This window comes from Streptomyces sp. NPDC000983, assembly GCF_040299205.1.
Classification (GTDB): Bacteria; Actinomycetota; Actinomycetes; order Streptomycetales; family Streptomycetaceae; genus Streptomyces.
Genome location: NZ_JBEPBM010000017.1, coordinates 1 through 10,823, shown reverse-complemented (window position 1 = coordinate 10,823; position 10,823 = coordinate 1). Strand labels below are relative to the sequence as shown.

Genomic DNA, 10,823 nt, shown 5'->3' with positions numbered 1-10,823 from the left:
CCCGCCGCCCCTTCCCGTCCCATCCCCGGGGCCCGCCGCCAGACTCCCGCTCCTCAAACGCCGGAGGGGCTGAATTGAGCCGCGACCGGCACTACCAGCCCGTCCGGCGCTTGAGGACGAGGCCCCTTCAGGGCCGAACGGGGGTTTGGGGGCGGAGCCCCCAAGGGTCGGGAATGGGAAGGGGTGGCGGGGGCGAGAACCCCCTACTTCACCGAGCCCGCCATCACGCCCTGTACGAAGTGGCGTTGGAAGGCGAAGAACACGATCACCGGTACCACCAGCGACACGAACGCCCCCGGCGCCAGTACGTCGATGTTGCTGCCGAACTGCCGTATCTGGGACTGGAGTTCCACGGTAAGCGGCTGCGAGCCACTGTCCGCGAAGAGCAGCGCGACCAGCATGTCGTTCCACACCCACAGGAACTGGAAGATCGCGAGACTGGCGATCGCCGGCCGCCCCACCGGCAGCACGAGCCGCGTGAAGATCCGCCACTCCCCACCCCCGTCCATCCGCGCGGCCTCCAGCATCTCCCTGGGCAGCTCCGCGAAGTAGTTGCGCAGCAGGAACACCGCGAACGGCAACCCGTAGGCGACGTGGAACAGCACCACCCCGGGAATCGTGCCGAACAACCCGAGCTGACCGAAGAGTTTGGCCACCGGCAGCAGCCCGACCTGCACCGGCACCACCAACAGCGCGACCACGACCAGGAAGACCGCGTCCCGCCCGGGGAACTCCAGCCAGGCGAAGGCGTATCCGGCGAGCGCCGCGAGAACCACCACCAGCACGGTGGTCGGCACCGAGATCAGCACCGTGTTCCAGAACGCCCGCGTGATCCCGGCGTTCTCCAGCAGCGCCGAGTAGTTGTCCACGGACAGCTGACCGGGACTGGTGAACACCGTCCACCAGCCGCCCCGCGCGGTGTCCTCGGCGGACCTCAGCGAGGACACCAGCAGCCCGGCGAGCGGGGTGACCCAGACAAGCCCGGTCAGTACGAGGAAGACCTGTACCGCACCGCTGCCGAGGGCCCGGCGGATCACGTTCATCGCTGACTCCTTCTGAAGCGGCGGAGGTTGAAGACCATCGCGGGCACGACGAGCAGCAGCAGGAGCACGCCGAGGGCGCTGCCGAGCCCCTGGTCGTTGCCGCCGCCGAAGGAGACCAGCCACATCTGGGTGGCGAGCACCGTGGCGTCCTCCTGCACCGGTCCCGGCGCGATGATGTAGACCAGGTCGAAGACCTTCATCACGTTGATCACCAGGGTCACGAAGACCACGGTCAGCACGGGCGCCAGCAGCGGCACGGTGATCCGCCGGAAGATCTGCCACTCGTTGGCGCCGTCCATCCGCGCGGCCTCCAGGGCGTCCCTGGGCAGCGTCGCCAGTCCGGCGCCGATCAGGACCATCGCGAACCCGGTCCAGATCCACAGGTAGGCCCCGATGATCGCCGGGGTGACGAGCACCGGCCCGAGCCAGGAGATCCCCTCGTACGGCGCGGCGAAGTTCGACGCCAGCAGGCGTACCTCGTACGGGCCGCGGTCCAGGTCCGCGAAGCGGAAGGAGCCGTCGGAGGCGGTGGTCGCGGTCGCGGCGGTACGTCCGTCGCGCACCGCCTCCACCCGGACCCCGGGCAGCCCGCTCTCCCGCGGGTCGACCACGCCCTCCTCTCCTCCCCCGCCGCGGGTGAAGTCCAGGTAGACGACCCCGCTCAGCTCTCCGGGTGCGGCGGGGCGGGCGGCCGCCCGGTGGGCGGGCTCGGCACCGGCGGGCAGGTCCGCGGGCGGGACGCCGACCAGGCCGAGGGTGACGCTCTCGCCCGGGGAGACGCCGTCGCCGGTGCGGTACGAGCCGTCGGCGGCCAGGTCCAGGCCCTGGCCCTCCCGGGCGCGGGCGGTGGGGTAGGGCGAGGTGCCCTTGACCGCGTCGTGCAGGGAGACCGCGGCGGCGTTGAGGACGCCCTTGTCGGGGTCCTCGTCGTAGGCGAGCCGGAAGATGATGCCGGCGGCCAGGAAGGACACGGCCATCGGCATGAACAGCAGCAGTTTGAACGCGGTGGCCCAGCGGACCTTCTCCACCAGCACGGCCAGGATCAGGCCGAGCCCGGTCAGCAGGGCGGGGGCCACCACCACCCAGATCGCGGTGTTGCGGACGGCCTTGAGGGTGGCGGGGTCGCGGAACATCTCCGTGTAGTTGTCGCCGCCCACGAACCGGGTGCCGGAGGCGTCGAAGAAGCTGCGGCCGACGGAGAACAGCACGGGGTAGACGACGAGCGCGCCGAGCAGCAGCAGCGCGGGGAGGACGAAGAGGAGGGCGACGATCCGCCCGCGCCGCCGCAGGCGCCGGGCGGGCCCGGGGAGCGTGACGGGCGGCGGCGGGTTCGTCTCCTTGACGAGGGTCGCGGTCATGGCGCGTCAGTCCTTGTACGCCTTGGCCGCGGCGGCCTCCAGCTTGGCCGCGGTCGCCTCCGGGTCGGCGGGGTCGCGCAGGAAGTCCTGGAGGATCTTCCACTCGCCCGCGCCCTTGGTGCCGCCGAAGGCCGCGGGCGCCTGGTCGGACATGTCGAAGCGGACCGAGTCCCCGGCTGCTGTGAGGGACTTGGCGGTGGCGCGGGTGACGGCGTCGCTGTAGGCGGCGGGGTCGAGCTTCTTGTTCGGGGAGAGGAACCCGCCCGCGTCGGCCCACACGGCGGCGGCCTCCGGTGTGGCGAGGAACTCCACGAGCGCCTGGGCGGCCTCGGGGTTCTTGCCGTCCTTCAGGACGACGGCGGCGTCCCCGCCGCTGACCACGGGCGCCTCGCCGTCGCCGACCGCCGGGAAGGGGAAGAAGTTGGCGTCGTCGCCGATGGACCTGCCGAACTGGTCCTTGGCGACGCCGGCCACGAAGTCGCCCTCGTAGACCATGCCGGCCTCGGCCTCGGGGCCGAAGACCTGCTCGACGGAGCCGGGGAAGTCGGTGTTGAGGGCGCCGTCCCGGCCGCCGGCGATGAGCCGTTCGTCCTCGAAGAGGGTGCCGAGGGTGGTGAGCGCCTCGACCACGCTGGTGTCGGTCCACTTCAGCTCGTGGGCGGCGAGCGCGTCGTACTTCTCGGGTCCGGCCTGGGAGAGGTAGACGTTCTCGAACCAGTCGGTGAGCGTCCAGCCGTCCTGTCCGGCGACGGAGAAGGCGGCGAGCCCGGAGTCGGACACGGTCCGGCCGGTCTTGAGCATCGCCTCGAACGTGCGCGGCGGCTCGACCCCGGCCTGGTCGAAGGCGTCGGGGCTGTACCAGACGGTCGACTTGTGGGCGGCCTTGAAGTAGAGGCCGTAGAAGGTGCCGTCGACGCTGCCGTAGTCCTTCCAGACGCTCGCGAAGCCGTCGTCGACCGCGCTCTCGGTCCGCGCGGACAGCGGTTCGAGCCAGCCCTGCTCGGCGAACTGGTTGAGGACGCCGACCTGCGGGACGAGCACCACGTCGGGGGCGTTGCCGCCCTCGATCTTGCTGCCGACGACCGTGGAGACGTTGTCCCCGGTGGAGACGAACCGGGTCTTGGCACCGGTCTTCTCGGAGAAGGCGTCGAGCACCTTCTGGAAGTTCTTCTGCTCGCTGCCGGACCAGACGCCGGCGACGGTGACGGTCTGGCCGCCGAGGTCCTTCTCGCCGCCGCCGGCGGAGACGGGCTCGCCGCCGCAGGCGCTCGCGCCGACCGCCAGGACGAGGGCGGTGCAGCTCATGAGCAGGGTGGAGCGTCGTCGCATCATCGTTGATGTCCCTTCGAGGATGGGGAGTTGACGGAAAATCAGAGGTCGCCGATCCACCAGGCCGCGGTGGAGCCGGGCAGTACACCGGCCGGGCAGGGGCCGCTGGACAGCAGGGGGGTGCCGGAGACCGGCGCGGGGGCGGGAGCCGTACCGAAGTTGACGGCGCAGACGACCCCGTCGCCGCGGGTGAAGGCGAGCACGCCGGGCCCGGAGTCCAGCCAGCGCAGTTCCCCCTCACCCAACTGGGGCAGTGAGGAGCGCAGTTGGAGGCCGTCGCGGTAGAGGTGCCAGAAGGAGCGGGTGTCGGCGAGGGCCCGGTCGGTGGCATGCTCGGCGAACCACTCCGGCTGCGGCAGCCAGGGCCGGGCGCCCTCGGCGCCGGAGGTGAAGCCGAACGGTGACGCCTGTCCCGACCAGGGCAGCGGCACCCGGCAGCCGTCGCGGATCCGGGCCCTGCTGCCGGTGCGCCGGTAGATCGGGTCGGTGAGCACGTCGTCGGGCAGGTCGACGACCTCGGGCAGCCCCAGTTCCTCGCCCTGGTAGATGTACGCGGCCCCGGGCAGCGCCAGCATCAGCAGGGCGGCGGCGCGGGCGCGGGCGGCGCCGAGGCCGCTGCCCCCGGTCGCGGGTTCGCCGTACCGGGTGACGGTGCGGACCTGGTCGTGGTTGTTGAGGACCCAGGTGACCGTGGAGCCGGTGCCGGCGATGTCCTGCATGGCCTCGGAGATGACCTTGCGGAAGGCGTCCGCGTCCCAGGCCGCGCCGAGCAGGTCGAAGAAGAACGCCTGGTGGAGTTCGTCGGGCCGGACGTACCGGGCGTGTTCGCGCGCGGTCGGCACGGACACCTCCCCGACCAGGAGCCGTTCGCGGCCGTCGCGGGCGGTGTACTCCTCGCACACGGCCCGCCAGTGCCGCCACACCTCGTGCACCTCGGGCTGGTTCCAGGCGAGCGGGTTGACCGAGTCGCGGGTGCGGGCGTCGGCCTCCGGGTCGTCGGAGTCGGGGAGTCCGGGGTGCTTGTAGAGGCCGGCGGCGACGTCGATACGGAAGCCGTCGACGCCGCGGTCGAGCCAGAACCGGAGGGTGCTGTCGAAGTCGGCGCCGACCTCGGGGTCGCGCCAGTTCCAGTCGGGCTGCTCCGGGGTGAACATGTGGAGGTACCACTGGCCGTCGTCGACCCGTGTCCAGGCCGGGCCGCCGAACATGGCGTGCCAGTTGTTGGGCGGCTCGGCACCGTCCGGGCCGCGGCCGTCGGCGAAGTGGAAGCGGGCGCGGGCCGCGCTGCCGGGAGCCGCGGCGAGGGCGGCGCGGAACGCCGGGTGCTCGCTGGAGCAGTGGTTGGGGACGATGTCCAGCAGCACCTTGACGCCCAGCCGCCGGGCGGCGGCCATCAGCAGGTCGAACTCGGCGAGGTCGCCGAAGAGGGGGTCGACGTCGCGGTAGTCGGCGACGTCGTAGCCGTGGTCGTGCTGCGGCGAGGGGTAGAAGGGGCTCAGCCAGATCCCGTCGACGCCGAGCTTCTTCAGGTACGGCAGTCCGGCCCGCACCCCGGCGAGATCGCCGACGCCGTCGCCGGTGCTGTCCAGGAAGCTGCGGACGTACACCTGGTAGATCACCGCGTCCCGCCACCAGCGGTACTTACTCAACATGTATGCATGTTATGTAGGCGAGTCCGAGAGGTGTCAATGAAGGGAACAGATACTACTGGCGGGTTGGGGGTACAAATGCGGACTTAAACCGGCACTCGGCCGTCAGATGAGATTTTCGCGTTACCTAACAGGTAACTATCGAGCCGAGACGGCGGCCAGCTCGCGCGCCAGTCGGCGGACCGCCGCGGCGGGCGTGGTGCGCCCCGTCATCGCGTCCCGCACGACCGCCTGCACCACCAGGCTGACCTGGTCGTAGCGCGGGCTCTTGGGGCGCGGAGCGGCCGTGAGCACGCTCTCGCGCAGCGTCGGCAGGTACGGGAACGCCCGTACCAGCGCGGGATCCTCGTACAGGGCGGCCCGCACCGGCGGCAGCGCGCCCCGCGTGAGGACCTGGCGCTGGACGCGCTCACTGGTCAGGTACGCCATCAGCCGGGCCGCGGAGTCGGGGTGCCGGGCATGGCGGGAGACGGCCAGGTTGGAGCCGCCGAGCACACTGGTGCCCGGTCCGTCGGGCCCCGGCAGCGGCACCGCGCCGACCTTCCCGGCGACCGGCGAGCCCTCGGCGGAGGCGGCGACGTAGGCGTAGGGCCAGTTCCGCAGGAAGAGCAGCCGGCCCTCCTGGAACGCCGCCTTGGACTCCTCCTCCTTGTAGGACAGGGCCCGCCGGGGTATCCAGCCCTCCCGCACCCCGCGCGCCAGGAAGCCGATGCCCTCGCGGGCGGCGGCCGAGTCGACGGTGACCCGCTCGCCCTCACCGCCGAGGATGGAGCCGCCCGCCGAGTAGACGGCCTCGGCCGCGTTGACGGTCAGCCCCTCGTAGGGCAGGAACTGGCCCGCGTAGCCGTCCAGTCCGTGCTCCGGCGCGACGGTCCGCGCCAGCCGCTCCAGTTCGGCCCAGGTGCGCGGGGGTTGTTCGCCCTCGGCGGCCAGGACGTCCTTGCGGTACAGCAGCAGACCCGCGTTGGTGACGTAGGGGACGGCGTACAGCCGCCCGTCGTAGGTGGCCGTGTCCACGACCGGGGGCAGGAAGGACTCCAGCGGGAAGCGGTCGTGGGGCAGCGGGCGTATCCAGCCCGCGGCGGCGAACTCCGAGGTCCAGTTGACGTCGATGTTCAGCAGGTCGAAGCGGCCGCGGCCGTCGTCCCGCAGGTCGATGGCCATCTGGGCGTGGGTCTCGTCGGCGGAGTCCGGCAGCTCGACCAGGGTGACCCGTTCACCGGGGTGGGAGCGGTTCCAGCCCTCCAGCAGGGGCCCGAGATAGCCCGTGAGGTCACCGGCGGTGGCCAGCGTCAGCGGGCCGCGACCCGCTCCGGGCGCCTCCGGGGACCGCACCCCGGAGGCCGCGTAACCGGTGAGCACCACGAGCAGGACGAGGAGGCCCCTACCGGCGGTGTGGATCCACCGCATAGGTTCCTCCCTGTACACCGGCACACGGGCGTCGTCGCCCGGGTCAGAGGCCATGTATACCTGTTAGGTATGCGCGATACTAGGGCCCGTCGCACATTACGCACATTGCACAGGACCGAGGAGGACAGCACGAGTGCGCCTGCCCCTCCTGGCACTCCTCGCGCGCGGCCCCGCCCACGGCTACGAGCTCAAGCAGGACCTTGAGCAACTCCTGGGCTCGGCGTACCCTCAGCCGAACGTCGGCCAGATCTATGTCACCCTCGGCCGCCTCGAGAAGACGGGACTGATCGAGGGCGAGGACGTCGAGCAGTCCAGCCGGCCCAACAAGAAGGTCTACCACCTCACCGACGCAGGTCGGGAGGCGCTGAGCGTCTGGTTCGAGGACACCGAGGACGAGCCGCGGGTACGGGACGAGTTCTTCATGAAACTGGCCCTCGCCCCCCGGACCGGCCTCGCCGACCAGATCGCTCTCATCAACAGGCAGCGGCGTCAGTACCTCACCACCATGCGCACCCTCTCCAAGCTGGCCGCCGCCGAGGACCGCGACAACCGCATCGCCCATCTGCTCATCGAGGGCGCGATGCTGCATCTGCAGGCCGATCTCGACTGGCTGGAGCGCTGCCAGGAGGAGCTGGAGGAGCTGGAATGAGCGACCGTCCCGCTCCCGTGCTGCACGCGCGGGGCCTGGTCAAGACGCACCACGGCGAGGGCGCCCCGGCACACGCCGTGCGCGGCGTCGACCTCGCCCTGGCGCCCGGCGAGTTCACGGCGGTCACCGGGCCGTCCGGCGCGGGGAAGTCGACCCTGCTGCATCTGCTGGGCGGGCTCCAGCGGCCGGACGCCGGCAGCATCCGCCTGGACGGCGAGTCCACGGACGGCTGGAGCGAGGCGCGCTGGGCGGTGGAGCGCAGGAAGCGCATCGGCATCGTCTTCCAGTTCTTCAACCTGGTGTCGAACCTGTCGGTCGCCGACAACGTCGAACTGCCAGCCCTGCTCGCCGGTGTCCCGCCCAGGAAGGCCCGCGCCGAGCGGGAGGAGCTGCTGGACGGGCTGGGCCTGGCGGGCAAGGAGCGCAGCATGCCCGGCGAGCTGTCCGGCGGTGAGCAGCAGCGGGTCGCCCTGGCCCGGGCCCTGGTCAACCATCCGCCGCTGCTGCTCGCCGACGAGCCGGCGGGCAGCCTGGACAGCCGCGGCACCCGCGAGGTGATGCGGCTGCTGTCCCGGTTCCACCAGCGCGGCCAGACGATCCTGCTGGTCACCCACGACGCCCGGCTGGCCAGCGCCGCGGACCGGGTGATCAGCTTCTTCGACGGCCGGATAGCCGACGACGCGGCCCTCGCCGACGACACCCCGCCGCGCCGCGCCGGGATCTCCGGCGTCCTGGAGCTCAGGGACTGACATGCGGTCCGACGACGATCCCCGGGGAGCCTGAGCCGGATGCGAGCCACCCTGCGCTGGGCCCACTCCGATCTGCGCGCGCACCGCGGCGAGGCCCTGTTCCTGGTCCTCGCCACCGCGGGCGTCGTGCTCTCCCTGCTGCTGGCCACGGCCCTGTTCGGCTACGCCACCAACCCCTGGCAGCGGGTCTTCACCCAGTCCCGCGGCGCCCATGTGTGGCTGCACACGGCCGGCCCCGCGGACGCCGGGAAGCTGACCGCCCTCGACGGCGTGGACACCGTCGCCGGCCCCTACCCCACCGCCTCCGCCACCCTCGCCTCGCGCGGCGCCCGCGCCTCGGTGGAGCTGCGCGGCACCCCCGAGCCTCCCTCGGTGGGCCGCCCGCTGCTCGGCGCCGGCCACTGGCTGGATCCGGCCTCGCCCGACGGCGTGGTCCTGGAGTCCGGCCTCGCCCGCGCCCTGCTCGCCGCCCCCGGCGACACGCTGACGCTGCCCGGGACGGGGCGGACCCTGACCGTCCTCGGGGTGGCCGACAGCGCGGAGCCCCGCTACCGGCCGGGCGGCCGGCCCGGACTGGTCTGGGCGCTGCCCTCCGCCGTCCACGACCCGGGCGGCCAGGTCACCGGACTGCGTCTGACCGACCCCGGGGACACCGACTACGCCGTCCAGCGCGCCGTGACCCTGATGGGCGCCGGCGCGGTCGGCGAGGTCACCACCTGGCAGCAGGCGCGGGCCGAGGCGCAGGGCGACAACCGGCTGCTCGGCCAGGTGCTGGGCCTGTTCGGGCTGGGCGCGCTGGTCGCCGCCGGACTCGCCGTGCACGGGGCGATCGCCACCCGCATCCGCGGTCATCTGCGGGACATCTCGGTGCTGAAGGCCATCGGCTTCACCCCGGGCCAGGTCGTCCGCGGCTATCTGCTCCAGCATCTCGCCTACGCCCTGCTCGGCGCCGTCGCGGCGGCCGCGCTCATCGGGGCGCTGGGCGAGAGGTTCCCGGGACGCCTCGGGGACGCGGTCGGGGTGTGGCAGGGGCTGCCCGGGCACGCGGTGGCGCTGTTCGCCGTCCCGGTGTGCGCGGTGCTGTTCATCGGCGCGACGACCGGCCTCGCGGCCTGGCGGGCGGGGCGGGTGCCTCCGGTGCCGGTGCCCCGGCCGGCCGCTCCGGTGGGCGGCGGGCTGTCCGGGCCGGTCCGGCGGCTGCTCGGCCCACGCCTGTCCCCCGCGCTGGTGCTGGGCTGGCACACCGCGTTCGCCCGTCGTCCGCGCACCCTCGCCACGGTCGCCCGGCTGGCGCTGCCGCTGCTGCTGATCGTGGTGGCGCTCAGCGCCTGGAGCACCATCGACCGCTTCCGCAGCGACCCCGAGCGGATCGGCCTGCCCACCGCGCTCACCGTGCACCCCGACCCCGGGATCGACGCCCGGGACACCCGCGCGCTGCTCGCCGGGGACCCGCGTATCACGGCGGTCTACCCGGGCGTCGAGGTCGCCGCGCTGGTCCCGGGCCAGACCTCCACGATCGCCCTGCGCGGCCTCGGCACCCGGGCCGAGCCCTATCCCTACGCGCTGGCCGAGGGGCGGCCCGCGCTCGGCCGTGACGAGGCGGTCGCCGGGCAGGGGCTGCTGAACCTGCTGGACGTGCGGGTCGGCGACTGGGTGCGGATGACGGTGGGCGACCAGCCGCAGATCCTGCACATCGTCGGCCGCAGCATCGAACCGGAGAACGCCGGGCGGGTCATCTCCACCTCGCTCGACACCCTCCGCGAGAACGACCCCGGGCTCACGCCGAGCCGCTACGAGCTGCGGCTGCGCCCCGGCGCGGACGCCGCGGCGGTCGCGGACCGGCTCTCCTCGGCCGGGCGCGGGCAGCTGGACGTGCACACCGTGCCCAACCCGGCCGACGGGCTCTCCCCGCTGCGCGGTGTCGTCGTCGGGCTGATCACGGTGCTGGCCCTGATCGGCCTGATCGAACTGCTGACGGCGATCGGCGGGCTGGTGCGCGAGGGCGAGCGGGATCTGCTGGCCCTGCGGGCGATCGGTCTCTCGCCCCGGCAGATCACGGGGATCACGGTCACGGCGACGGTGTGCACGACCCTGGCCGCGGTGGTGGCGGGCACCGCGCTGGGGGCGCCGCTGGGGCGGTGGCTGATCGACGCGCAGAGCCGGTCGAGCGGCATCGGGGCCGGGGTGGCGGACGGCCCGTCCGCCGTGCTGCTCCTGGCGTTCGGCGCCGCCGCGGTGCTGGGCGCGGCGGCGGTCGCCGCGGTCCCGGCGGCCCGCGCCGCCCGGAGCCGGGTGCCGCTGGAGGCGTGGTGAGAACGTGGAAGAGCGCCCGGGCCGCCCGGTGCGGTGGGAGGAAGTCCCGCACGGTCGATGTGCCGTCGGTCCGACTCCCGCGCGGACGACTCGACTTGCACTCCCCCGGGTGCGCGTTCCCGTGATCGCCGGGGAGTTCGGCGAAGCGGGCGGCTCGCCGCCGCCCGCTTCCGGGGATCAGCGTCCGCGCAACTCGCGGTAGGTGGCGACCAGGGCCCGGGAGGACGCGTCGAGGCCGGGGACCTCGGCGCCTTCGGTGAGGGCGGGCTCGACGCGCTTGGCGAGGACCTTGCCGAGTTCGACGCCCCACTGGTCGAAGGAGT

9 protein-coding genes are annotated in these 10,823 nt (G+C 73.0%); 3 read left to right on the top strand and 6 right to left on the bottom strand.

Annotated features, from left to right (window positions below):
• Positions 1 to 203: 203 nt before the first annotated feature.
• From ABT296_RS20485 to ABT296_RS20465, 5 genes are all read right to left on the bottom strand, one after another.
• Positions 204 to 1,043: a carbohydrate ABC transporter permease gene (locus ABT296_RS20485; protein WP_351929261.1), complete on the bottom strand. Its 840-nt coding sequence runs from the start codon at positions 1,041 to 1,043 to the stop codon at positions 204 to 206.
• The gene (locus ABT296_RS20480) at positions 1,040 to 2,401 is read right to left on the bottom strand and encodes a carbohydrate ABC transporter permease (RefSeq protein WP_351929259.1); all 1,362 of its coding nucleotides are present in this window, start codon (positions 2,399 to 2,401) and stop codon (positions 1,040 to 1,042) included. The genes ABT296_RS20485 and ABT296_RS20480 overlap by 4 nt, the downstream gene beginning before the upstream one ends.
• A gap of 6 nt (positions 2,402 to 2,407) precedes the next feature.
• Entirely contained in the window at positions 2,408 to 3,733 is a 1,326-nt protein-coding gene (locus ABT296_RS20475) for an ABC transporter substrate-binding protein (RefSeq protein ID WP_351929257.1), read from the bottom strand.
• A gap of 38 nt (positions 3,734 to 3,771) precedes the next feature.
• Entirely contained in the window at positions 3,772 to 5,382 is a 1,611-nt protein-coding gene (locus ABT296_RS20470; protein WP_351929255.1) for a glycoside hydrolase family 13 protein, read from the bottom strand.
• A gap of 135 nt (positions 5,383 to 5,517) precedes the next feature.
• A complete protein-coding gene (locus ABT296_RS20465; RefSeq protein ID WP_351929253.1) occupies positions 5,518 to 6,789 on the bottom strand; it encodes an ABC transporter substrate-binding protein in 1,272 nt (423 codons plus the stop codon).
• A gap of 133 nt (positions 6,790 to 6,922) precedes the next feature.
• Between ABT296_RS20465 and ABT296_RS20460 the strand changes: the two genes are divergently transcribed.
• Genes ABT296_RS20460 through ABT296_RS20450 form a run of 3 tightly spaced genes read left to right on the top strand, consistent with a single transcriptional unit; the run spans position 6,923 to position 10,500 of the window.
• Positions 6,923 to 7,438 carry a PadR family transcriptional regulator gene (locus ABT296_RS20460; protein WP_351929251.1) on the top strand — a complete coding sequence of 172 codons (516 nt, stop codon included), beginning with the start codon at positions 6,923 to 6,925 and terminating at the stop codon, positions 7,436 to 7,438.
• Positions 7,435 to 8,187 (top strand): ABC transporter ATP-binding protein, encoded by a 753-nt coding sequence (locus tag ABT296_RS20455; protein ID WP_351929249.1) that lies wholly within the window; start codon positions 7,435 to 7,437, stop codon positions 8,185 to 8,187. The genes ABT296_RS20460 and ABT296_RS20455 overlap by 4 nt, the downstream gene beginning before the upstream one ends.
• A gap of 39 nt (positions 8,188 to 8,226) precedes the next feature.
• Positions 8,227 to 10,500, top strand: coding sequence for an ABC transporter permease (locus ABT296_RS20450; RefSeq protein ID WP_351929247.1), 2,274 nt, complete (start codon positions 8,227 to 8,229; stop codon positions 10,498 to 10,500).
• 177 nt (positions 10,501 to 10,677) lie between these two features.
• On the opposite strand, the gene ABT296_RS20445 is transcribed toward ABT296_RS20450, so the two are convergent.
• Positions 10,678 to 10,823 (bottom strand): phosphoglucose isomerase-related protein (locus ABT296_RS20445; RefSeq protein WP_351929566.1); only part of this gene is annotated, 146 nt, incomplete at its 5' end.

Bases quoted from the DNA above. Each gene is read 5' to 3' on its own strand.
- ABT296_RS20485 (WP_351929261.1), bottom strand. From the start codon at position 1,043: ATGAACGTGATCCGCCGGGCCCTCGGCAGCGGTGCGGTACAGGTCTTC.
- ABT296_RS20480 (WP_351929259.1), bottom strand. From the start codon at position 2,401: ATGACCGCGACCCTCGTCAAGGAGACGAACCCGCCGCCGCCCGTCACG.
- ABT296_RS20475 (WP_351929257.1), bottom strand. From the start codon at position 3,733: ATGATGCGACGACGCTCCACCCTGCTCATGAGCTGCACCGCCCTCGTC.
- ABT296_RS20470 (WP_351929255.1), bottom strand. From the start codon at position 5,382: ATGTTGAGTAAGTACCGCTGGTGGCGGGACGCGGTGATCTACCAGGTG.
- ABT296_RS20465 (WP_351929253.1), bottom strand. From the start codon at position 6,789: ATGCGGTGGATCCACACCGCCGGTAGGGGCCTCCTCGTCCTGCTCGTG.
- ABT296_RS20455 (WP_351929249.1), top strand. From the start codon at position 7,435: ATGAGCGACCGTCCCGCTCCCGTGCTGCACGCGCGGGGCCTGGTCAAG.
- ABT296_RS20450 (WP_351929247.1), top strand. From the start codon at position 8,227: ATGCGAGCCACCCTGCGCTGGGCCCACTCCGATCTGCGCGCGCACCGC.